Raw genomic sequence first — 23,537 nt, 5'->3', positions numbered from 1 at the left:
TGACACAATAACAACGTCGGTCCTCTGGCCGGCGCGGATAGCGGAGACGGCTGATGAGCGAACACGCTGATTTTTCCGGGCCGGGAAATGACCCGGCGCTCCACGGGCCGGCGCTTGAAGGCGTTGAAGAGTACGGCTCGATCACCGACGTGTGGCACCAGGCCGTCGCGCGCTTTGGTGACCGGCCTGCCTTTACCTGCATGGGGCAAACGCTGAGCTTTGACGAGCTGGACCGCCTGTCGGCAAGCTTTGCCGCTTGGCTGACCCACGAGACCGACCTTGCGCCCGGCGACCGTATCGCCATTCAGCTGCCCAACGTGCTGCAGTTCCCGGTAGCGGTATTCGGCGCGCTGCGCGCCGGAATGGTGGTGGTCAATACCAACCCGCTCTACACCGAGCGCGAAATGGCCTATCAGTTCAAGGATGCCGAGGTCAGCGCTATCGTGATTCTGGCCAACATGGCGGCCAAGCTGGAAAAGGTGCGGGAGCAGACCGGTATTCGCCACGTGGTGGTAACCGAGCTTGCCGACCTGCACCCGGCGCCCAAGCGCTGGGTGATCAACGCCGCCGTCAAGTACGTGAAAAAAATGGTGCCGGCGTATTCGCTTGCCGATGCCACGCCTTTGCGCCGGGCGCTGGAGAAGGGGCGCGGCCTTGAACAGCGTGATGCGCCGCAAGCGCTGGACGATCTCGCTGCGCTTCAATATACCGGCGGCACAACCGGCAAGCCCAAGGGAGCGATGCTGACCCACGGCAACCTGGTGGCCAACATGCTGCAGGCGCGCCAGGCCATCGGGGAGAATATTGGCAAGGGCACAGAGCGGGTGATTGCGCCGCTGCCAGTCTACCATATCTATACGTTTACCGTGAACTGCCTGTTTCTGGTGAATACCGGTAACCATTCGGTGCTGATACCCAACCCGCGGGATCTGGACGCTTTTGTCAAAACCCTGGCCAAGCAGCCGTTCAGCGCCTTTATCGGCCTGAACACGCTGTTTAACGCGCTTTGCCACCGGGAGGATTTCAGGCAGCTGGATTTTTCCCGGCTGCACCTGACCATTTCCGGCGGCATGGCGCTGACCCGAGCCGCTGCCGAGCGCTGGGAAGAGGTCACCGGCTGCCCGGTGGCCGAAGGCTACGGCTTGACCGAAACCTCACCGATCGTGGCCTTCAACCCCAGCGACGCCATCCAGCTGGGGACGATCGGCAAGCCGGTAGCCGGCACCTCGGTGAGAGCAGTGGACGCGGACGGTCATGACGTGGCGCTGGGCGAGCCCGGCGAGCTGTGCGTCAAGGGCCCTCAGGTCATGAAGGGTTACTGGCGGCGCGATGACGATACCCGAGGGGCGCTCAAGGACGGCTGGTTTGCCACCGGGGATATCGCCGTTCTGCAAAAAGACGGCTACGTGCGCATCGTCGACCGCAAGAAGGACATGATTCTGGTGTCGGGCTTCAACGTTTACCCCAACGAAATCGAAGACGTGGTCACCGCCCACCCCGACGTGCGCGAAGTCGCCGCGGTCGGCGTTGCCGACGACGACAGCGGCGAGGCGATCAAGCTTTTCGTGGTCACCGACAGTGCCGAACTCGACGCCGAAACCTTGCGCCGCTGGTGCAAGAAAGAGCTCGCCGGCTACAAGGTGCCCAGGCACGTCGAGTTCAGGGAGGAGCTGCCCAAGAGCAACGTGGGCAAGGTGCTGCGCCGCCAGCTGCGCGACGAGCATTGCGGCGCGGAAGCGTCGTAACGCCTGGCTTTACTCGGCGCCACGAAGCTGGAATGATCGCGGACTCAGTGTTTCAAAAATAATTTCCATAAATGGAGGTTGTATGCCCATTGTCAATATCCAGCTGATTGAAGGCCGCACCGCCGAGCAGAAGGAAGCGCTGATCCAGAACGTCACCGACGCCTGCGTGGACGCCATCGACTGCACGCCGGAAAGCGTGCGCATTCTGCTGTCCGACGTGGAGGTACAGGACTTCGGCGTTGCCGGCGAGTCCGTCGCCAGGCGCCGCGCGGGCAAGCCGTCGTGATCGGGATTTCTGCCTCGGGGTAGGTACCGCTTGCCCGAAAGCGTTATACTCGCCGGCCCGCTCACCCGAGCGGGCCGATTGTTGATGGCCACCGCCGATGAAGTAGAGCCGACCGTGACTGCCGATATCTCAGACTCTTCGACCCTGACGCCGCCCGTACTCCCGGCTGAAGGCGCAAGCCCCGCCGAGCGCCTGCAGGCGTTGCGTCGGGCAACCGCTGCGCTGATGATCAAGGACGCCCGTCGCCTGGAGCGTCGTCTGGCCGGCCTGGAGCGGCGGCTCGGTGACGGCAAGCCCGTTGATCGCGGCCTGGGCGAAATCACTCGGGAGGTGGAGCGCGCTGCCCGGGTGGTTCAGGCGCGCCGGGAGCAGCGGGTCACGCTCAACTACCCGCCGGAGCTGCCGGTGGTGGAGCGCCGGGAGGATATTCTCGAGGCGCTTGCCGAGCACCAGGTGGTGATCGTGGCCGGGGAGACCGGGTCGGGCAAGACCACCCAGCTGCCCAAGCTTTGCCTGGAGCTCGGCCGCGGCCGCCGCGGTCTCGTTGGCCATACCCAGCCGCGCCGGCTGGCGGCGAGAAGCGTGGCGACCCGTCTGGCCGAAGAGCTGGAAACGCCGCTGGGCGAGCAGGTGGGGTATCAGGTGCGCTTTACCGACCAGAGCCGGGATACCACCCTGGTCAAGCTGATGACCGACGGCATTTTGCTGGCGGAAACCCGCAACGACCCCCTGCTGCTGCGCTACGACACTATCATCATCGACGAAGCCCACGAGCGCAGCCTGAACATTGACTTTCTGCTGGGCTACCTCAAGCGGCTGTTGCCCCAGCGCCCGGACCTCAAGGTCATCATTACCTCGGCCACCATCGACGTGGATCGCTTTGCCGCCCATTTCGGCACTGACGATACGCCGGCGCCGGTGATCGAAGTGACCGGGCGAACCTACCCGGTGGAGGTGCGCTACCGGCCGCTGGTTCGCGACGCCGACGACGAGGATGACCTTTCCCTGCAGGAAGGCCTTGTCCAGGCAGTAGAAGAAATCGAGCAGATCGAGCGAGATAACCGCTGGCAGCACGGTCCCCGGGACGTGCTGGTGTTTCTGCCCGGTGAGCGCGAGATCCGCGAGGCCGCCGATACTCTGCGCCGGGCCAATCTGCGCGGCACCGAGATTCTGCCGCTGTATGCCAGGCTGTCCAACGCCGAGCAGAATCGCGTGTTTGCCCCGCACAAGGGGCGGCGCATTGTGCTCGCCACCAACGTGGCGGAAACCTCGCTCACCGTGCCCGGTATTCGCTATGTGATCGACCCGGGGCTGGTGCGTCTCAGCCGCTACAGCTATCGCGCCAAGATCCAGCGTTTGCCGGTGGAGCCGGTGAGCCAGGCCAGCGCCAATCAGCGCAAGGGCCGCTGCGGGCGGGTGGCCGAAGGCGTGTGTATTCGCCTCTACGACGAAGACGACTTTCTTGCTCGGCCCGAGTTTACCGACCCGGAAATTCGCCGCACCAACCTGGCTTCGGTAATTTTGTCCATGCTCTCGCTGAAGCTTGGCAGCATCGAGGCGTTTCCGTTTGTCGATCCGCCGGACCCGCGCTTTGTCAAGGACGGCTTCAGGCTTTTGCATGAGCTCGGCGCGGTAAGCGATAAAAATGCGCTGACCCGACTTGGCCGGCAGATATCGCGGCTGCCCATCGACCCGCGGCTGGCGCGCATGGTGCTGGCCGGCGCCGACCGCGGCAGTTTATACGAGGTGCTGGTGGTGGTCTCGGCGCTGTCGATCCAGGACCCTCGCGCTCGCCCGGCCGACAAGCGTCAGGCCGCGGACGATGCCCACCACCGCTGGCACTCGCCGGAATCCGACTTCGTCGCACTGCTCAACCTCTGGCACGGCATCGAAAATGCCCGGGAGGCGCTGTCCGGCAACCAGCTTCGGCGCTGGTGCCGCGAGCGCTATATCAACTACCTGCGCGTGCGCGAATGGCACGATACGTTCCGCCAGCTGCGCCAGCTTTTGCGCGATATGGATATCGAGGTGCCGCCCGCGCCGCCCGGCGACCCCGAGCAGAGCGAGGAAGAAGCCCGCCAGGCCCGGCGCAAGACCTCGGGCAAGCTGCACCAGGCGCTGCTCTCGGGGCTTTTGTCCAACCTTGGCATGCTCACCGAGGACCGCGACTACCTGGGCGCGCGCAACCGCAAGTTCGTGATTCACCCGGGCTCGGGGCTTGCCAAAAAGACGCCCAAGTGGGTGATGGCCTTCGAGCTGGTGGAAACCTCGCGGCTGTTTGCGCGCACCGTCGCCAAAATCGATCCGGCCTGGATCGAGCCTCAGGCGGGGCACCTGGTCAAGCGCAGCTACAGCGATCCGCACTGGGAAATGAAGCGCGCCCAGGTGGTGGCCAAAGAGCAGGTGACGCTGTTTGGCCTGCCCATCGTCAGCGGGCGCAAGGTCAACTTCGGCGCCATTGCCCCCGAGGAGTCCCGGGAGCTGTTTATCCGTCGGGCGCTGGTGGAGGGCGAGTTTCGCACCCAGGGCGAGTTTTTTGCCCATAACCGCGCGCTGATCGAGGAAGTGGAGGATTTGGAAGACCGCGCCCGGCGGCGGGATATTCTCGTCGACGAAGAAACCCTGTTTGCGTTTTACGACGAGCGCATTCCCGCCGATATCGTCAACGGCAAGGGCTTTGAGAGCTGGCGCAAGAAGGCCGAGCGCGACAATCCCGATCTGCTCAAGTTTGACCTGAACGCCCTCAAGGCTCGGGAGGCCAAAGAGGTCACTCAAGGGCAGTACCCGGACCATTTGACCCTGGGCGGCGTGAGCTATCCGGTGAGCTACCACTTCGCACCGGGGGCCGAGGACGACGGCGTGACGCTCACCGTACCCGCGGCCATGTTGCCTCAGCTGCCGGTACACGCGCTTGAGTGGCTGGTGCCGGGGCTTTTGCGCGACAAATGCATTGCGCTGATGAAGTCGCTGCCCAAGCGCCTGCGCCGCCAGGTGGTGCCTATCCCTGACTGGGTGGATGCCGCGCTGGAAACGCTGGTGCCCGACGACCGTCCGCTGACGGAAGCACTGGGCGAGTTTATCCGCCGGCGCACCGGCACCCGAGTCGGCCCCGAAGACTGGCGGCTGGAGCAGCTCGAGCCGCACCTGATCATGAACATTCGCGTGGTGGCCCACGACGGCCGGACCCTGGGTCAGGGGCGCGATGTCCGGGCGCTGGAGCAGCGCTTTGAAGACGCGGCAAGCCAGGGTGCCCAGGCGCTTGCCGCCGAGGCAAGCGAAGCGCCGGCGGTGGAAGGCCTGCCGGAGAGGCCGCTGCCGGAGTCTCGGGTGACCGATCAGGCAGGAATCCGCGTGGAAGCCTATCCGGCGCTGTTGAAGGAGGGGGAGTCCTTCAGCGTGTCGCTGCTGGACCACCCGGCCAAAGCTGAAGCCGCCCATCAGGAGGGCGTGGCGCGCCTGGCCATGGCCCATCGCCCGGAATGGGTCAGGCAGATTCGCCGGCTGAAAGGCGTGGAAACCTGCGCGCTGCTGTTTGCCAAGGTGGGCAGCAAGCAGGCTTTTATCGACGATCTGGTCGAGGCTGTCTTTACCCAGGTGGTGGCGGCGGCGCCGCTGCCGCGCTCGGCTGCCGCTCTGGAGCAGCGTCTGCAGGAAGCCGGCGACGTCATTATCCCCCACGCGGAAACCTTGCTGGAACAGGCACACGCTGCCCTGAAGGAGCACCTGGAGGTGTCCAAGGTGCTCAAGGGCAAACTAAACTTTGCCCTGGCGCTGGTCTACAGTGATATCAAGGCGCAGATGCAGCGGCTGGTTTACCCCGGGTTTCTGTGCGATGCCGGCAGTTGGCTTGAGCACTATCCGCGCTATATGCAGGCCGCGCTGATCCGGCTGGAAAAGGCGCCCCGAGAGCGCGGCCGCGACCAGCTGCTGATGGGCGAAATCCAGTCGCTGGAAGCGCGCTTTGACGCCCGGCGCGAAAGCGAGCGCCGGGGGCGGGTGGAGGCGCCTGAGCTGGTAGCGTTTGGCTGGTGGCTGCAGGAGCTGCGGGTATCGCTGTTTGCCCAGCAGCTGGGCACGGCCATGCCGGTATCGGTCAAGCGGCTGGAAAAGCGCTGGCAGGAGATCACTCAGGCCTAATCAACAATGGGGCGGCGTACCGCCGGGAGGAGAGGGCGAATGACACAGGTGGTAATTACCGGTACCGGGCTTTATACCCCGGCGCACGCCGTGGACAATGAGGCGCTGGTGAAGGCGTTCAACGCCTGGGCAAAAGCCGAGAACGACCGCCACGCCGACGCCATTGCCGCCGGCGAGCGTGAAGCGCTCGAGTATTCCAGCAGCGCCTTTATCGAGAAGGCCTCGGGCATCAAAAACCGCTACGTGCTCGATGCCGACGGTATCCTGGATCCGCAGCGGATGCGCCCGCACCTGCCCGAGCGGGGTAACGACGAGCCGTCGATCCAGTGCGAGATGGCGCTTGACGCGGCCCGTCAGGCCCTTGCCAGCGCCGGCATAGAAGCGGATGATATCGAGCTTGTGATCGTTGCCTGCTCGAACCTGGAGCGCGCCTATCCGGCCGTGGCCGTCGAGCTGCAGCAGGCGCTGGGAGCCGGCGGCTACGGGTTTGACATGAACGTGGCCTGCAGCTCGGCCACCTTTGCGCTGGAAACGGCCGCCAACGCCATTACCTCGGGCAGCGTCAAACGCGCGCTTATCGTCAATCCGGAGATCTGCTCGGCGCACTTGAACTTCTGCGACCGCGACAGCCATTTCATCTTTGGCGATGCCTGTACCGCCATGGTGTTGGAAAACGACGCGGTTGCCCGGGCCGAAGAGCGCTACGCCATTCTCGGAACCCGGCTGGTCACGCAGTTTTCCAATGCCATTCGCAATAACGCCGGGTTTTTGAATCGCGTAACCGATGCCGACCCCAACGCGCTGGACAAGCTTTTTGTCCAGGAAGGACGGCGGGTGTTCAAGGAGGTCTGCCCGCTGGTAGCCAGGCTGCTCTGCGCGCATCTGGCTTCTCTCGAGCTTGGCGCAGAGGACGTGAGTCGGCTCTGGCTGCATCAGGCCAACCAGAACATGAATGACCTGATCGCGCGCAAGGTGCTTGGCGCCAACCCCGGTCCGGAGCAGGCGCCGGTCATCCTTGACCGCTATGCCAATACCAGCTCGGCGGGATCGATTATTGCGTTTCATCTGCATCGCGACTCGCTTGTGCGCGGCGATATCGGCATTATCTGCTCGTTCGGTGCCGGCTACAGCGCGGGCAGCGTCGTGATGCAGAAAGCCTAGCGTCGCCGGTTTGATTCCATGACCACCCCTGAAGAGATTTCCATGCCAGATAACTTCCGCCTCACCCCTGCGCCGGGCGTTAAACGCGCAGCCCTCCTGATGCCTGCCGTGGCGCTCACCGTGGTGCTTGGCGGGTGTGCCAGCAGCGCGACAAAAGGCGAGCCGCATCCGGAAGACCCCTGGGAAGGCTTCAACCGCAAGGTATTCGTGTTCAACGACGTCCTGGATCGCTATGCGTTGCGCCCGGTTGCCAAGGGCTATCGCACGATTACGCCCGAGCCGGTGGAAGACAGCGTGGGCAATTTCTTTTCCAACCTGGGGGAAATCCGCACGGTGCTGAACAGCCTGCTGCAGGGCAAGGGCGAGAACGCCAGCCGCGCGACGTCGCGCCTGCTGATTAACACCACGGCGGGCATCGGCGGGCTTTTTGACGTGGCGACAAAGATGGATATTCGCCAGGAGAAAGAAGATTTTGGCCAGACGCTGGCCACTTGGGGCTGGACGGATTCGCGCTACCTGGTGCTGCCGTTTTTGGGCCCCAGCACTCTGCGCGACGCTACCGGCCTGCCGGCGGATATCGCCACCTACCCGGTCACCTACGTCGACGACGATAAAACAAGGATTGCGCTGGGCGCGCTCAACCTGATCGACAAGCGTGCCGGCCTGCTTGACCAGGAAGACCTGATTCAGGGAGATCGCTATCGCTTCATGCGCGATGCCTACCTGCAGAACCGCGCCTTCAAGATCAGCGACGGCGAGCTGGGAGATGACCCCTTTGCCGCAGACGACTTTGACTTTGACGACGCGGATTTTGATGACGCAAACGTTGACGATGCGGATTCCGGCGACGATAACGCCGCCGATTGAGGCTTGGAATGAAGCACGAAAGCAAGCGCGACACCGCCATGCGTGAATCGCTCGACGCGTGTCGGCAGCGCTGCGAAGAGCTGGCCCGGGAGAATGACAGCCTCCAGGCTCGGCTTGAGCTATTGCGTCTGGACCAGCAAAGCGGCGGCTATATTCAGCGCCGACTGTTGCCGCGGCAGGCGCGCGTGTTCGGCGGGGTACGCTTTGACTACTGGCTGGCGCCGTCGCTGTATCTCTCCGGCGACTTTCTGGGCTATCAGCGCTACAATGATCGCTATAGCGCCCTGTACTTTGCCGACGTCTCCGGCCACGGGGCGTCGTCAGCCTTTGTGACGGTGCTGCTGAAATACCTGTTTACGCGCTGGCTGCATGAGTGGGACGGCGACGCTCCCGAGCGCATGCCGGCAGACTGGCTTACCTCTCTCAACCGCGAGCTTCAGGATAGCGATATTGGCAAGCACGCGACGCTGTTTGCCGGCGTGATTGACCACGCCGAGCGGAAGCTGCACTATTCGCTGGGCGCCCAGCTGCCGATGCCCATGCTGCAAACTGGCGGCACGCTTGAGCGTCTGGAAGGCGAGGGCATGCCGGTGGGGCTGTTTCCGGATGCGGTCTACCCCGCCCTTGAGTGTGCGCTGCCGGATGACTTTGCGCTATGGCTGTGCTCCGACGGCGTGCTGGAGTGCCTGCCGGGGGAAACGCTCGACGCGCGGCTGGGTCAGCTGGAGCAGCTGCTGGCGCAAAGCGCGTCGCTTGGAGAGCTGCGCGACGGGCTTGCCCGAGCCAGCACCTATATTGACCTGGTACAGGCGCGCCGGCCGGATGAGGCGAGTGATGACCGGCAGGCGCTGCCCGATGATTTAACCATCATGATGGTGAGCGGATTTGGTCATGCTGACTGAGGAAGGTCGCATCAAGGCGGCGTTCGATTCCGGGGTGTTTGTTCTCAAGCTGTGCGGCGACGTGCGCCTGACGCTCTGTGCCACGCTGGACACCCAGGCGCAGCAGCTGGCGCAGACGCCGGGGCTGCGGGCGGTCATGATCGACCTGCGCGAAGCGAGCAACGTGGACTCAACGGCGCTGGGGTTTCTGGCCAAGGTGGCCATGGCGGTAAGAGGCCGCCTGGAGCAGCCGCCGACTATCATTGCCGATAATCCCGATGTGCGCCAAATGCTTGATGTAATGGGATTTTCCCGCTTTTTCACGCTGCTTTCCGCACCGCTGAGCCACAGCCCGGCCGACGATGCCGAAGATCTGCCCGAAGTGCAGGCGGACGAGGGCGGGCTGCGCGAGCGCATTCTGGAAGCCCACCGCATTCTGATGCACATGAACGAACATAACCGCGAAGAGTTTCAGCCGCTGGTGGACATGCTCGAAGCCCAGGACAGCCCCTCCCGCCATTGAGGTTGGCGCGAGAGCGCGCTGATGGCGCGTGCTCTATCCTTTATGGCCAAGCTCCCCTAGCAGCGTCTCCAGCCGGCGCTGATCCGCCATGAACTTGCGGATGCCTTCGGCGAGCTTTTCGTCAGCCATGGCGTCTTCGTTCATTTGCCAGCGAAAGGTCGCTTCGTCCAGCGACGCTGCATCCTCGGTGGAGGTGCCAGCACCGGTAGCGCTGAGCTGGCGGGCCAGGGTACCCGTCTGCTCTTCCAGCTCGCCCAGCAGCTTGGGCGAAATGGTCAGCCGGTCGCAGCCGGCCAGCGCCTGGATTTCGTCGGTGTTGCGAAAGCTGGCGCCCATGACGACAGTGGAATAGCCGTTTGCCTTGAAATGGTCATGGATCTGTTTCACCGAGATCACGCCGGGGTCGCGCTGGCCGCTGAAGTCCGCTTCGGGGTTCCGGGCTTTGTGCCAGTCAAGAATGCGTCCCACAAACGGTGAAATCAGCGTGGCGCCGGCATCGGCACAAGCCTTTGCCTGGGTGAAGCCAAACAGCAGCGTCAGGTTGGTCTGGATGCCTTCGCGCTCCAGCTGAGTCGCGGCCTGGATGCCTTCCCAGGTGGAAGCGATCTTGATCAGAATGCGTTCGGGGTCCACGCCGGCCTGCCGGTAGTGCTCGATCAGCGAATGAGCTCGGGCAACGGTGGCCTCGCGATCGAACGACAGCCGGGCGCTGACTTCGGTTGACACATAGCCGGGTATCAGCGCGCTGATTTCGCTGCCGATATCCACGGCGACCCGGTCCAGAGCCTCGTCCAAATCGCGGCTCTCGCCGGCAATGCGTGCCAGCCGCTCGCGGCGGTCTTCCTGCTGGGCGGCCTGCAGAATCAGCGAGGGGTTGGTGGTGGCATCGTGGGGCCGAAAACGGCGGATGGCGTCCAGATCGCCGGTGTCGGCGACCACGGTCGTCATTTGCTTGAGTTGGGATAGCAGGCTTTTCGCCATGGCACGCTCCTTTGATATCGTGGCCGTACTCTAGCAAGGCAGCAGCGCCTCGAACAGCGCAGCCAGGAGGGGCTAAATCATCTATGATTAGCTACCTCAGGATTCATTTTACCGCTTTCCGGCCAGTAGGTGCCGCCATTTATTCTGAATTTAAGGAGCTGCATGGAACTTAACCCTCGTCGCGTGGCCTTGCTGGTCGCTGCCAATACGGCGCTGGCACCGTTTGCGATCGATGCCTATTTGCCCGCCATGGGAGCGCTGGCCGATACCATCGGTGCCAGTATCCACCATACCGAGCTTTCCATCAGCATTTTTCTGTTCGGCTTTGCGCTGGGCCAGCTGTGCTTTGGCCCGCTTTCCGATCGGCTGGGGCGCAAGCCCGTGCTCACCGGCGGGCTGACCGTTTTTGCGTTGGCGAGCCTGATGCTTACCCAGGTCGATAGTTTGTCCGAGCTGCTGGCGCTGCGCTTTGTCCAGGCGCTGGGGGGCGGTGCCTGCGTGGTCAACTCGGCGGCGATTGTGCGCGACTGTTTCCAGGGACGAGAAGCGGCCAGGGTGATGTCGACCATGGCCATGATCATGATGCTGGCCCCGCTGGTGGCGCCAAGCGTAGGCAGTGCCTTGCTGCATGCCGTGGACTGGTGGCTGATTTTCGTGTTTCTTGCGGCCTATGCGCTGTTTTTGCTGTGGCTTTTGGGCACCAAGCTTCCCGAAACTCGGGACATGACGCTGCCGGCAGCGTCGCCTCGGCAGGTGATTGGTAACTATGCCAGCATCCTCCGCCACCGCGAGGGAATGGGCTATATCTGTGCGGTCGCCACGGCGTTTTCCGGCCTGTTCGCCTTTGTGACCGCATCGCCGTTTGTGTATATGGAATATTTTTCCCTGTCGCCGGCGCTCTATCCGTTTGTTTTTGGCGCCAACGTGATCATTATCGCCTCGTCCAATCGGGTGAATATTGCGCTGCTGAAAACGCGAACGCCCCAGCAGAACCTGCGTCTGGGGCTGGCGGTGCAGCTGGCGGCGTCGTCCGGCCTGGTGCTCGTTACCGCCCTGGGGCTGAATAGCCTGCCGGTGGTGGTTGCGCTGGTGATGTGCTTTACCGGAATGATCGGCCTGATTACGCCCAACTCCATTTCTTCGCTGCTGGATCATTTCGGCCATATCAGCGCGACCGCCACGGCGCTGCTGGGTGGCATCCAGTTCAGCAGCGGAGCGCTTGCCGGTATCCTGGTAGGCTATTTCGAAATCGAGAACATGTGGCCGATGGTGGTAACCATGCTGATGGCATCGACTGTAGGCAACGTGGGCGTGCGCTGGCTGACGCCCAAACCCGGGCCCGACGTTTCGCCCGATCATGCTTGATGTCTTTGCCTGGCTTGATATGACGCCGCGTCTGTGGCTCGGCGCGGCGGCGGTGCTGACGGTTGGGGCTTTTGTTCAGCGCGCCACCGGGTTCGGCCTGGCGGTGGTTAGCGCGCCGCTGTTGCTGATGCTGGAACCCCGGCTGGTGCCGGTGGTGCTGGTGCTGTTCGGGCTCACGGTATCGCTGATGATGGTGCGCTACTATCGCCACGAAGTGAGCCTCGGGCCGATCAGCATGGCGCTGGTCGGGCGGCTGCCGGGCAATGTTCTGGGCGCCTGGCTGCTGCTCGCCGCCCCCATGGTGATTCTGGAAAAGCTGATTGCCGCTATTGTGCTGTTTGCCGTTCTGGTCACGCTGTTCCGGTTTCGGCTGCCGGTAAATCGCAAGACGCTTTTTGGTGCCGGCGTACTGTCGGGGGTTTTCGGTACCGTAGCCTCGATCAGCGGTCCGCCGATGGTGATTCTCATGCACGGCTTGCCGCCCGACCGTGTGCGGGGCAATCTGGCCGCGTTTTTTATCCTGACCTCTATTCTCACGCTGTTTACCCTGGCCGTGGCCGGACAAATTGGGATATGGCATTTTGGCATTGCAGCGACGCTTCTGCCGGCGGTGCTGCTGGGTAATGGGCTGGCCAACCGCGTAGCCCCGAAGCTTAATCGACGCTGGCTGCAAATTATATCGCTGACCCTGTGCACTGGTTCTGCGCTGAGCCTTCTACTCCAGGCGGGCTAGCTGTGATCTCTCGGTAGGTTGTTCATCCGGAGCCAACCCGGAAGACTGGAGATGCAAACCAACCAATCTCTCCAGGAGGCCCGGATGAACACCCATAAGAATGCCCGACTCACTCCGCACGGTCGAGCCCTGCTGGTCGCTCGCGTCATCGATGAAGGGTTGCGGCCCAGAGAGGTCGCGCAAGCCCAGGGCGTCAGTGTGAGAACGGCCTACAAATGGGTGCGTCGTTTCCGTGAGGAGGGACTCGAGGGCCTCCAGGACCGTCGGTCACGCCCTGCCCGAAGTCCCTGGGCGACCGACGCAACGACGGTGGAGCAGATCGTCGAGCGTCGTCAGCGACGCCAGACCTATTGCCAGATTGCCCAGGCGCTGGGGGTTGGCCAGAGCACGGTAGCGCGCATTCTCAAGCGCAAGGGGCTGAATCGCTTGGCGGCTCTGACACCGCCAAGGCCCAGCAATCGCTATGAGCACGACGCACCCGGGGATCTCCTGCATCTGGATATCAAGAAGCTCGGCTGCTTCGCGCGCCCGGGGCATCGGGTCACCGGCGATCGCCAACAGACCACGCGTGGTGCAGGGTGGGAGTATGTCCACATCGCCATCGACGATCACTCACGGGTGGCCTTCGGCACCCGCTACCCTGATGAAACCGGCTGGAGCGCCTGTTATGCGCTATTGGAGGCCATACGATATTATCGAGACTTGGGGACTCGCTTCACGCGGGTGCTCACCGACAATGGCGCCTGCTACCGGTCCCGGGCGTTTCACCGCCTGTGCCGGCGGGTGGGGCTGAAGCACAAGCGCACTCGCCCCTATACGCCCCGCACCAATGGCAAGGCAGAACGGTTCATTCAAACCGCTCTGCGCGAGTGGGCCTATGCCCAGTCTTATGAGAGCTCGGAGGAGCGAGGCAAACACCTTTCCGCCTGGCTTCACCAGTACAACTGGCACCGGCCACATGCCAGCCTGAACTATCACCCTCCGGTTAGCCGGTTGGGGCTTTCCGTGAACAACCTGGTGAGTTTACACAGCTAGCTTCTTCTCTGGTAGCGAAACGCGAAAGTTATGCTTTTCCTTGCCAAATAGCCAGAAAGCTTCTATAGTATATATTCGCTGCCGACGACGCCAAACCGTCACCGGCGGCGAAAGGCCCCAAAAGGCCGGTGGTTTCAACGAGTTACGCGATTCGAAACAATCGCCGTTGACAGCCGCTCAAAGGCGTGTAGAATACGCCCTCCTCGCCGCAAAACGCGAGACGCTCTTTAACAAGTTGATCAGGTAATTCATGTGGGCGCTTGCCTGGGTGGGTGACAAATCACCTATCGTCAAGGCAAGCGACTCGTCAGAGACCTTCGGGTCTCGTTTGAGACGTTTGATACCTTGAGCCAAGTTTGGTCCGCTCAACGGACTATATGATTGAAACCGAAGAGTTTGATCATGGCTCAGATTGAACGCTGGCGGCAGGCTTAACACATGCAAGTCGAGCGGAAACGACAGGAGCTTGCTCCTGGGCGTCGAGCGGCGGACGGGTGAGTAACGCATAGGAATCTGCCCGGTGGTGGGGGATAACCCGGGGAAACTCGGGCTAATACCGCATACGTCCTACGGGAGAAAGGGGGCTCAGGCTCCCGCCATCGGATGAGCCTATGTCGGATTAGCCAGCTGGTGGGGTAACGGCTCACCAGGGCGACGATCCGTAGCTGGTTTGAGAGGATGATCAGCCACACCGGGACTGAGACACGGCCCGGACTCCTACGGGAGGCAGCAGTGGGGAATATTGGACAATGGGCGAAAGCCTGATCCAGCCATGCCGCGTGTGTGAAGAAGGCCCTCGGGTTGTAAAGCACTTTCAGTGAGGAAGAAGGCCTGGCGGCTAATACCCGCCAGGAACGACATCACTCACAGAAGAAGCACCGGCTAACTCCGTGCCAGCAGCCGCGGTAATACGGAGGGTGCAAGCGTTAATCGGAATTACTGGGCGTAAAGCGCGCGTAGGCGGCGCGATCAGCCGGTTGTGAAAGCCCCGGGCTCAACCTGGGAATGGCATCCGGAACTGTCGCGCTAGAGTGCAGGAGAGGAAGGTGGAATTCCCGGTGTAGCGGTGAAATGCGTAGATATCGGGAGGAATACCAGTGGCGAAGGCGGCCTTCTGGACTGACACTGACGCTGAGGTGCGAAAGCATGGGTAGCAAACAGGATTAGATACCCTGGTAGTCCATGCCGTAAACGATGTCGACCAGCCGTTGGGGTCCTTGAGACCCTTGTGGCGAAGTTAACGCGATAAGTCGACCGCCTGGGGAGTACGGCCGCAAGGTTAAAACTCAAATGAATTGACGGGGGCCCGCACAAGCGGTGGAGCATGTGGTTTAATTCGATGCAACGCGAAGAACCTTACCTACCCTTGACATCCTGCGAACCCGAGAGAGATCTCGGGGTGCCTTCGGGAACGCAGTGACAGGTGCTGCATGGCTGTCGTCAGCTCGTGTTGTGAAATGTTGGGTTAAGTCCCGTAACGAGCGAAACCCTCGTCCCTCTTTGCCAGCGATTCGGTCGGGAACTCCAGGGAGACTGCCGGTGACAAACCGGAGGAAGGTGGGGACGACGTCAAGTCATCATGGCCCTCACGGGTAGGGCTACACACGTGCTACAATGGCCGGCACAAAGGGCGGCGAGCTCGCGAGAGTCAGCGAATCCCGTAAAGCCGGTCTCAGTCCGGATCGGAGTCTGCAACTCGACTCCGTGAAGTCGGAATCGCTAGTAATCGTGCATCAGAATGGCACGGTGAATACGTTCCCGGGCCTTGTACACACCGCCCGTCACACCATGGAAGTGGACTGCACCAGAAGTGGTTAGCCTAACTTCGGAAGGCGATCACCACGGTGTGGTTCATGACTGGGGTGAAGTCGTAACAAGGTAGCCGTAGGGGAACCTGCGGCTGGATCACCTCCTTAACCGATGCGTCATCCGCCCGGCAAGTGCCCACAATGAATTGCCTGATCGCTGTGCCCCTGAGCAGTCATAAGCTCCGTGAACCGTCACGACGCTTATGACTGCTTTCAGGCAGTGCTCTTTAACAAGATATATCATGCTGACAAAACGATCTTCGCAAGAAGATTATGTGATACGTCTCAAGCGTATCCGGCAATCGTTGTCATTGCGACACCGACCCCTTGGGGTTATAGGGTCAAGCAATGAAGCGCACACGGTGGATGCCTTGGCAGCCAGAGGCGACGAAAGACGTGGCAGCCTGCGATAAGCGCCGGCGAGGTGGCAAACAACCTTTGACCCGGCGATCTCTGAATGGGGCAACCCACTCACCACAAGGTGAGTATCGTTTCCTGAATCCATAGGGAGACGAGGCGAACCGGGGGAACTGAAACATCTCAGTACCCCGAGGAACAGACATCAACCGAGATTCCCCCAGTAGCGGCGAGCGAACGGGGACCAGCCCTTAAGCGCGTGAACGACTAGACGAAGGCCCTGGGAAGGGCCGCCATAGTGGGTGACAGCCCCGTAGTCGAAAGTCCGATCGCGTGAAATCGAGTAGGTCGGGGCACGTGTAACCCTGACTGAAGACGGGGGGACCATCCTCCAAGGCTAAATACTCCTGGCTGACCGATAGTGAACCAGTACCGTGAGGGAAAGGCGAAAAGAACCCCAGTGAGGGGAGTGAAACAGATCCTGAAACCGTGTGCGTACAAGCAGTGGGAGCCGACTCGTTCGGTGACCGCGTACCTTTTGTATAATGGGTCAGCGACTTATTTTCCGTAGCGAGCTTAACCGATTAGGGGAGGCGTAGCGAAAGCGAGTCTTAACCGGGCGACAAGTTGCGGGGAATAGACCCGAAACCGGGCGATCTACCCATGGCCAGAGTGAAGGTTGAGTAACATCAACTGGAGGCTCGAACCCACGTATGTTGAAAAATGCGGGGATGAGCTGTGGGTCGGAGTGAAAGGCTAATCAAGCCCGGAGATAGCTGGTTCTCCTCGAAAGCTATTTAGGTAGCGCCTCACGTATCACCACCGGGGGTAGAGCACTGTTTCGGCTAGGGGGTCATCCCGACTTACCAACCCGAGGCAAACTCCGAATACCGGTGAGTGCCAGCGTGGGAGACACACAGTGGGTGCTAACGTCCATTGTGGAAAGGGCAACAACCCAGACCGTCAGCTAAGGTCCCCAAATCCTGATTGAGTGGGAAACGATGTGGGAAGGTTTAGACAGCCAGGAGGTTGGCTTAGAAGCAGCCATCCTTGAAAGAAAGCGTAATAGCTCACTGGTCGAATCGGCCTGCGCGGAAGATGTAACGGGGCTAAATCAGGTACCGAAGCTACGGACGTATCCTCCGGGATACGTGGTAGAGGAGCGTCGTGTAAGCCGATGAAGGTGGGTCGAAAGGCTTGCTGGAGGTATCACGAGTGCGAATGCTGACATGAGTAACGATAAAGGGCGTGAAAAACGCCCTCGCCGGAAGACCAAGGGTTTCTGTTCGACGCTAATCGGAGCAGAGTGAGTCGGCCCCTAAGGCGAGGCCGAAAGGCGTAGTCGATGGGAAACGGGTCAATATTCCCGTACCTCACAGTATTGCGACGGGGGGACGAAGAAGGCTAGGTGAGCCGGGCGACGGTCGTCCCGGTGAAAGTCCGTAGGCCGAACCATCAGGGAAATCCGGTGGTTCAAGGCCGAGAGACGAGACGAACAGCCCACGGGCTGGAAGTCATCGATGCCACGCTTCCAGGAAAAGCCTCTAAGCCTCAGATACGGTGGGACCGTACCCCAAACCAACACAGGTGGTCAGGGTGAGAATCCCCAGGCGCTTGAGAAAACTCGGGTGAAGGAACTAGGCAAAATGGTGCCGTAACTTCGGGAGAAGGCACGCCGCCGGTACGTGAAGTCCCTCGCGGACGGAGCGGAAGGCGGTCGAAGATACCAGGTGGCTACAACTGTTTACTAAAAACACAGCACTCTGCCAACGCGCAAGCGGACGTATAGGGTGTGACGCCTGCCCGGTGCCGGAAGGTTAAGTGATGGCGTTAGCTCCGGCGAAGCGCTTGATCGAAGCCCCGGTAAACGGCGGCCGTAACTATAACGGTCCTAAGGTAGCGAAATTCCTTGTCGGGTAAGTTCCGACCTGCACGAATGGCGTAATGATGGCCACGCTGTCTCCACCCGAGACTCAGTGAAATTGAAATCGCCGTGAAGATGCGGTGTACCCGCGGCCAGACGGAAAGACCCCGTGAACCTTTACTATAGCTTCACACTGGACGCCGATGTTGCTTGTGTAGGATAGCTGGGAGGCCTGGAACCCCGGTCGCCAGACCGGGGGGAGCCACCCTTGAAATACCAGCCTGGCATCATTGGCGTTCTCACTCCGATCCGTGATCCGGATCGAGGACCGTGTGTGGTGGGTAGTTTGACTGGGGCGGTCTCCTCCCAAAGTGTAACGGAGGAGCACGAAGGTACCCTCAGCACGGTTGGACATCGTGCAGTGAGTGCAAGAGCACAAGGGTGCTTGACTGCGAGACAGACACGTCGAGCAGGTGCGAAAGCAGGTTCTAGTGATCCGGTGGTTCTGTATGGAAGGGCCATCGCTCAACGGATAAAAGGTACTCCGGGGATAACAGGCTGATACCGCCCAAGAGTTCACATCGACGGCGGTGTTTGGCACCTCGATGTCGGCTCATCACATCCTGGGGCTGAAGTCGGTCCCAAGGGTATGGCTGTTCGCCATTTAAAGTGGTACGCGAGCTGGGTTTAGAACGTCGTGAGACAGTTCGGTCCCTATCTGCCGTGGGCGTCGGATGTTTGAGAAGGGCTGCTCCTAGTACGAGAGGACCGGAGTGGACGTACCTCTGGTGTTCCGGTTGTCACGCCAGTGGCACTGCCGGGTAGCTAAGTGCGGACGGGATAACCGCTGAAAGCATCTAAGCGGGAAGCCCCCTTCAAGATGAGACATCCCCGAGGCCGTGAGCCTCCTGAAGGGCCCAGCAAGACGAGCTGGTTGATAGGCCGGGTGTGGAAGCGCTGCAAGGCGTTGAGCTAACCGGTACTAATGCGCCCGTGAGGCTTGACCCTATAACGCCCAAGGGGTCGGGTCGCGACAACGATGAGACAGTAAAGTCGTCGGATACGACACGAGACGATCACCCTCGGCATGATATGTCACCGGTTACGCCTGACGGCCATAGCGAGCAGGAACCACCTGATCCCATGCCGAACTCAGCAGTGAAACCGCTCAGCGCCGATGGTAGTGTGGGGCCTCCCCATGCGAGAGTAGGACATCGTCAGGCACTGATACACAGAGAACCCGGCCCCGTGCCGGGTTTTTTGTGTGCGTGGAAGACAAGTCCAGCCGAAGCAGGCCGGCGTCGCCCGGTAAGCCGGCCTTCCAATAAAGCCTGATATCAGCACATAGTCAGCAAGCAAATACGCTGGTACGGGTTTTATTTGCGATTCATTAGCGGTGGTACTGCCTTTCGCGCTCTGGCTGCCATAAAACGGCATCGATGCGCAGACGAGCTTTGCCGTTGTTGGGCAGCGGCCAGTCGGCAATGTCCCCTACGCGAAGGCCAATCAGGCCGGCTCCGATAGGCGCCATGACGGAAATGGCATCCTCGACGCTGCCGAGGGCGTGCGGATAGACCAGGGTGCGGGTTATCTGGCGATTACGTTCCAGGTCGGTAAACTGGATCTGGCTGTTCATACTCACAATATCATCGGGCACATCGGCCGGATCCACCACTTCCCCGCGTGTCAGCTCCGCCTCAAGAAGCTCGGCAACGTCCAGGTCCTTGTCGGAAGCATCGTCAATCAGCCGCTGCAGGCGCTCGGCGTCGAGTCGATTAATCATGATAGGCGGGCGGTATCCCATGGTGCTCTCCTTGGAATAGACAGCGCAATGCGCAATAGCCAATAAAAACAGTCCTTCCCCGAAAGGAGGGGGAAGGACTGTGTCGGCCACCATTATACGCTATTTGCGCCGACAAGACGATCAGACGATGCCCTGATCGATCATGGCGTCAGCCACTCGCCGGAAACCGGCAATGTTGGCGCCGAGCACCAGGTTGGTGGGGGCATCAAACTCCGCGGCCGTATCGGCGCACTGCTGATGGATATCGGCCATGATGGCCTTGAGCTTGTCGTCGACCTTTTCCAGTGGCCACTGCTCCATGCTGCTGTTCTGGGCCATTTCCAGCTGGCTGGTGGCCACGCCGCCGGCGTTGGCTGCCTTGCCCGGCCCGTAGGCGATGCCGGCCTCGATAAAGCAGTCAATGGCATCCGCGTTGGAGGGCATGTTGGCGCCTTCGCTAACGCAGTCAACGCCGTTGGCCAGCAGCGCCCTGGCGTCGGTCGCGGTCAGTTCGTTTTGCGTTGCGCAGGGGAAGGCGGCGTCCGCCTGGATATGCCATACGGCGTGGCCATCTTCGGGGTAATCGGCGGCCTTGATGAAACGGGCGCTTTGGCGCCTTTCCAGATACGTCTCGAGGGAGAGGCTGTCGACTTCCTTGAGTTCCTTGAGCAGCGCCAGGTCAATGCCGTCAGGGTCGTGCAGGGTGCCGCCGGAATCCGAGCAGGTGATCGGCCTGGCGCCGAGCTCGAGCAGTTTTTCAATGGTGTAGATGGCGACGTTACCCGCGCCGGATACCAGGCAGGTTTTGCCTTCGATGCTGTCTTTGCGCGCTTTCAGCATATTCTGGGCAAAGTAGACGGCGCCGTAGCCGGTGGCTTCCTTGCGGCCGATCGAGCCGCCCCAGTCGAGGCCCTTGCCGGTTAGAACTCCTTCATGCCGGCCGGTCATGCGCTTGTACTGGCCGTAGAGATAGCCGATTTCGCGTGCGCCAACGCCGATATCGCCGGCGGGTACGTCGGTCGTAGGGCCGATATGGCGATAAAGTTCGGTCATGAATGCCTGACAGAAACGCATGATTTCGGCATCCGACTTGCCCTTGGGGTCAAAGTTCGAACCGCCCTTGCCGCCGCCGATGGGCAGGCCGGTGAGCGCGTTTTTGAAAATCTGCTCAAAGCCCAGAAACTTGATGGTGCCGGAGGTGACGCTGGGGTGGAAGCGCAGGCCGCCCTTGTAGGGCCCCAGCGCCGAGTTGAACTGTATGCGGTAGCCCTTGTTGACCTGCGCCTTGCCGTTATCGTCTGCCCAGCAAACGCGGAACATGATCTGGCGCTCGGGCTCCACGATGCGCTCGATAATATTGTGTTCCAGGTAGTGCGGGCAGCGCTTGAACAGCGGACGCAAGCACTCCAGCACTTCTTCGGCGGCCTGATAGAACTCGGTTTGCGCCGGGCTGCTTTTTTTCAGGCTGGCCAGCGTATCGGGCACGTAGGTTTCAAGGTGCTTTTGGGGATCCTGTGTCTCGGGCATGGTCTTGTTACCTTGTTCGGTGATGTGTGTGCGGATGACAAAGCCTTCTTATTAGACCTTATTATGCTTTACCTGCATACCCTATGCTTTATCGGATTGAGGAAGGTGATCAGGTCTGCCCGCCGCCATGGCCACTCGCAGCGCTGCCAAGGCGTGATTGACCCATGCGCGCTAGCGACGGGTGACGGGGCAGGCGGCTTTGATACAGGAGACAATGGCAGCCGTGTTATCATGCAGCCCCGTTTTCCATGAGACGCAAGGGGACAGCAGGTGAAGCAGACGGTGCCGGCAACGTGGCTGGTTTACTGCCGGGAAGGTTTCGAGCGGGACGCCCAGGCAGAGCTTCTGTATCATGCAGCGCAGCACGGTGCCGATGTCAAGGGGGTAGCCGGCGCGGGCTGGGCCGGCGTGACGCGTACGGACGGGGGAACGGCCAATGCGCTGCAGCGCGGCGTGGCGTTTTCGCGGCTGGTGTTTGCCCGGCAAAGTCTGGTGGCGCTGCCGGCGCTCACCCTGTCGCGGGACGATCGTCTGAGCGCCATTGCCGGCCAGGTCAGCGAGGCCGGGTGGAGCTTTGACAGCATCTGGCATGAAACCCCCGATACCAACGACGGCAAGTCCCTGGCGCGGCTGGCCAAGGCGCTGACGCGCCCCTTGCAAGGCCTGTTGAAAAAGCGCGGCGCTCTGCGCCGTAAGGCCGGCGGTCGGCGCCTGCATCTGCTGTGGCTCTCGGGTAGCCAGGTACAGCTGGGCATGAGCTTTCCCGGCAATCGCAGCGAGCTTGCCGGCGGTATCCGCCGGCTGCGGCTTCCCTCGCGGGCGCCCAGCCGTTCGACGCTGAAGCTGGAGGAAGCCTGGCACGAGTTTGTGCCGCGCGAAGCGTGGGATGAGCGTCTGGCACAAGGCATGCAGGCGGCCGATCTGGGCGCGGCCCCCGGTGGCTGGACCTGGCAGCTGGTGCAGCGCGGTATGCACGTCTACGCGATTGATAATGGCCCCATGGACAAGGCCCTGATGGCAAGCGGACAGGTAGAGCACCTGGGCGAGGACGGCTTTACCTGGGCGCCGCCCGAGCGGCTTGACTGGCTGGTCTGCGATATCGTGGACAAGCCGGCTCGGGTCCTGGCCATGGTCGAGCGCTGGCTGGTTCAGCGCTGGTGCCGCGAAGCGGTGTTCAACCTTAAGTTGCCGATGAAAAAGCGCTGGGAAGAGGTTCAGCGTTGCCTGAGTCGCCTGGAGTACGCTCTGGAGCAGGCGGGAGTTGACGCTGCCGTGGCGTGCCGCCATCTTTACCATGATCGCGAAGAGGTGACCGTGCATGTGCGACTGTTGACAGCCGACATGCCTGATGCCGAAAGCGTTTGACGACTGAGCGAGAGAACCATGCCTGATACGACTGCCCGTCTGCCGGAGTACGATGCGCTGCTGGACACCAGCGGCCTGTATTGCCCCGAGCCCGTCATGCTCATGCATAACCGGGTGAGGGACATGGCACCGGGGGAGGTGCTGCAGGTAGTGGCCACCGATCCGGCCACCACCCGCGACGTGCCGAAGTTTTGCCAGTTTCTCGGCCATGAGCTGATGGAACAGCATACGACAGATGAGATTTACCGGTACTTTATCCGCCTGGCGGGGTGAGCCAACCCTTGGCCCATGAAAGCGTCCGGGTCAGCAGACGCCGCCGGGTGAGCTAGTTGTCGCCCTGGGGGACGACGATGAGCGCCAGGGCATCCAGGGTGGCCGGATCCTCTTCCATGATGCGGTTGGCGATATGGCGCTGAAAAAAATACAGCCGCGGATGGCGTGAGCGAGCGTTATACAAACACTCGTCGCCCAGCAGTACCGGCGTCATGATGGCCTGCTGCTCGTCGGCGAGAAGCGCATCGACGCTGCCGTCGCTGTAAAGCGACCAGCCGTAAACGGGCTTCATCTGCCAGGGCGTGTGGGGCGTATCCATGCACAGGGCGTGGGTGCCCTGGGTATCGGGCAGCTGCTGGATCAGCGTGACCTCGCTTGAGGATTCGTATTCAAAGTACGTGGCGGCGGCCTGGAGCTCGTCGTATTTATGCTCCGGCGGCGCGGTAAAGATTTCTTCGGTTTCCGGATCGCGATAGCCGATAAAGCGGCCGTTTTCCTCGCTGTTGATATGGGGGCACGGTGTCAGGGTGGCCATCCAGGGCACAAGGCCGTCGACGCTGCCGTCCTGATGCAGCCCCCATGCAAGTACCGGCAGGCTATAGCCGGTTTCCGTATCGGTATCGAACTGATAGAGCATTTCCAGCCCGTCAAGCTCCGGCGCCAGGCGTACCAGCTGCTTCTGCGCCTGGTGACGCCGGCGTACCGTCTCCAGATCGATGACCCGGGCAGAGCGGGATGACAAGGATGCGCCCATGATGTCCCTCCTGATGCTGCATGGCCTCGATAGCGGCAAGATGTCACCTTGCCTGCCCATCACCAATAGCATAGCTTGAGAGGAAGGTTAAG

At 61.5% G+C, this 23,537-nt stretch carries 15 protein-coding genes, 3 rRNA genes and 1 pseudogene; 15 read left to right on the top strand and 4 right to left on the bottom strand.

The annotated features are described in order from the left end of the window. The first annotated feature begins 53 nt into the window (after positions 1-53). The 7 genes and pseudogenes from P1P91_RS10135 to P1P91_RS10105 all read left to right on the top strand — a co-directional run bounded on the left by P1P91_RS10135 (position 54) and on the right by P1P91_RS10105 (position 9,600). Positions 54-1,745 carry an AMP-binding protein gene (locus P1P91_RS10135; protein WP_311882378.1) on the top strand — a complete coding sequence of 564 codons (1,692 nt, stop codon included), beginning with the start codon at positions 54-56 and terminating at the stop codon, positions 1,743-1,745. An 82-nt stretch (positions 1,746-1,827) separates the two neighbouring features. Continuing rightward, complete coding sequence (locus tag P1P91_RS10130; protein WP_311882377.1) at positions 1,828-2,031, top strand: tautomerase family protein; 204 nt, start codon at positions 1,828-1,830, stop codon at positions 2,029-2,031. 225 nt (positions 2,032-2,256) lie between these two features. Continuing rightward, on the top strand, positions 2,257-6,168 hold the full coding sequence (gene hrpA / locus P1P91_RS10125) for an ATP-dependent RNA helicase HrpA (protein WP_311885779.1): 3,912 nt from the start codon (positions 2,257-2,259) through the stop codon (positions 6,166-6,168). A gap of 39 nt (positions 6,169-6,207) precedes the next feature. Further along, positions 6,208-7,329, top strand: a complete 1,122-nt coding sequence (locus tag P1P91_RS10120; protein WP_311882376.1) for a beta-ketoacyl-ACP synthase III — start codon at positions 6,208-6,210, stop codon at positions 7,327-7,329. 42 nt (positions 7,330-7,371) lie between these two features. Then, positions 7,372-8,196, top strand: a complete 825-nt coding sequence (locus P1P91_RS10115) for an MlaA family lipoprotein (protein ID WP_311882375.1) — start codon at positions 7,372-7,374, stop codon at positions 8,194-8,196. Positions 8,197-8,270: 74 nt separating this feature from the next. Continuing rightward, a pseudogene (locus tag P1P91_RS10110) lies at positions 8,271-9,098 on the top strand (PP2C family protein-serine/threonine phosphatase); the annotation flags it as partial. Beyond that, a complete protein-coding gene (locus P1P91_RS10105) occupies positions 9,088-9,600 on the top strand; it encodes an STAS domain-containing protein (protein ID WP_311882374.1) in 513 nt (170 codons plus the stop codon). The pseudogene P1P91_RS10110 and the gene P1P91_RS10105, both read left to right, overlap by 11 nt. A 33-nt stretch (positions 9,601-9,633) precedes the next feature. Here the strand turns inward: P1P91_RS10105 and tal are convergent, their stop codons facing one another. Beyond that, positions 9,634-10,581: a transaldolase gene (gene tal / locus P1P91_RS10100; protein ID WP_311882373.1), complete on the bottom strand. Its 948-nt coding sequence runs from the start codon at positions 10,579-10,581 to the stop codon at positions 9,634-9,636. A 162-nt stretch (positions 10,582-10,743) separates the two neighbouring features. On the opposite strand from tal, the gene P1P91_RS10095 reads away from it, so the two are divergent. The 6 genes from P1P91_RS10095 (at position 10,744) to rrf (ending at position 18,966) form a co-directional block, all read left to right on the top strand. Then, the gene (locus P1P91_RS10095; RefSeq protein WP_311882372.1) at positions 10,744-11,946 is read left to right on the top strand and encodes a multidrug effflux MFS transporter; all 1,203 of its coding nucleotides are present in this window, start codon (positions 10,744-10,746) and stop codon (positions 11,944-11,946) included. Next, positions 11,939-12,679, top strand: coding sequence for a sulfite exporter TauE/SafE family protein (locus tag P1P91_RS10090; protein ID WP_311882371.1), 741 nt, complete (start codon positions 11,939-11,941; stop codon positions 12,677-12,679). Before P1P91_RS10095 ends, P1P91_RS10090 begins: the two co-directional genes overlap by 8 nt. Positions 12,680-12,763: 84 nt before the next feature. After that, positions 12,764-13,714, top strand: a complete 951-nt coding sequence (locus P1P91_RS10085) for an IS481 family transposase (protein ID WP_311885776.1) — start codon at positions 12,764-12,766, stop codon at positions 13,712-13,714. Positions 13,715-14,098: 384 nt separating this feature from the next. Continuing rightward, positions 14,099-15,630: ribosomal RNA gene (locus P1P91_RS10080) — 16S ribosomal RNA — on the top strand. A gap of 231 nt (positions 15,631-15,861) precedes the next feature. After that, positions 15,862-18,751: ribosomal RNA gene (locus P1P91_RS10075) — 23S ribosomal RNA — on the top strand. A gap of 99 nt (positions 18,752-18,850) precedes the next feature. Continuing rightward, positions 18,851-18,966, top strand: a 5S ribosomal RNA gene (rrf, locus tag P1P91_RS10070). Together the 16S, 23S and 5S rRNA genes form the textbook arrangement of a ribosomal RNA operon. Before the next feature lie 167 nt (positions 18,967-19,133). On the opposite strand, the gene rnk is transcribed toward rrf, so the two are convergent. Both rnk and gdhA read right to left on the bottom strand, forming a co-directional pair. Further along, on the bottom strand, positions 19,134-19,547 hold the full coding sequence (gene rnk, locus P1P91_RS10065; RefSeq protein ID WP_311882369.1) for a nucleoside diphosphate kinase regulator: 414 nt from the start codon (positions 19,545-19,547) through the stop codon (positions 19,134-19,136). A gap of 120 nt (positions 19,548-19,667) precedes the next feature. Continuing rightward, on the bottom strand, positions 19,668-21,053 hold the full coding sequence (gdhA, locus tag P1P91_RS10060; protein ID WP_311882368.1) for an NADP-specific glutamate dehydrogenase: 1,386 nt from the start codon (positions 21,051-21,053) through the stop codon (positions 19,668-19,670). 270 nt (positions 21,054-21,323) lie between these two features. Here gdhA and rlmM point away from each other — a divergent pair, with 270 nt between their 5' ends. Next, entirely contained in the window at positions 21,324-22,418 is a 1,095-nt protein-coding gene (gene rlmM, locus P1P91_RS10055) for a 23S rRNA (cytidine(2498)-2'-O)-methyltransferase RlmM (protein ID WP_311882367.1), read from the top strand. A gap of 18 nt (positions 22,419-22,436) precedes the next feature. Next, positions 22,437-22,691 carry a sulfurtransferase TusA gene (gene tusA / locus P1P91_RS10050; RefSeq protein WP_311882365.1) on the top strand — a complete coding sequence of 85 codons (255 nt, stop codon included), beginning with the start codon at positions 22,437-22,439 and terminating at the stop codon, positions 22,689-22,691. Between the two features lie 52 nt (positions 22,692-22,743). Here tusA and P1P91_RS10045 read toward each other — a convergent pair whose 3' ends face one another. Further along, positions 22,744-23,445, bottom strand: a complete 702-nt coding sequence (locus tag P1P91_RS10045) for a hypothetical protein (protein WP_311882364.1) — start codon at positions 23,443-23,445, stop codon at positions 22,744-22,746. Between the last annotated feature and the right edge of the window lie 92 nt (positions 23,446-23,537).

Source organism: Halomonas piscis, assembly GCF_031886125.1.
GTDB classification, from domain to species: domain Bacteria; phylum Pseudomonadota; class Gammaproteobacteria; order Pseudomonadales; family Halomonadaceae; genus Vreelandella; species Vreelandella piscis.
The sequence above is the reverse complement of the archived record's forward strand: the minus strand, read 5'-3'. Positions and strand labels throughout refer to the sequence as shown.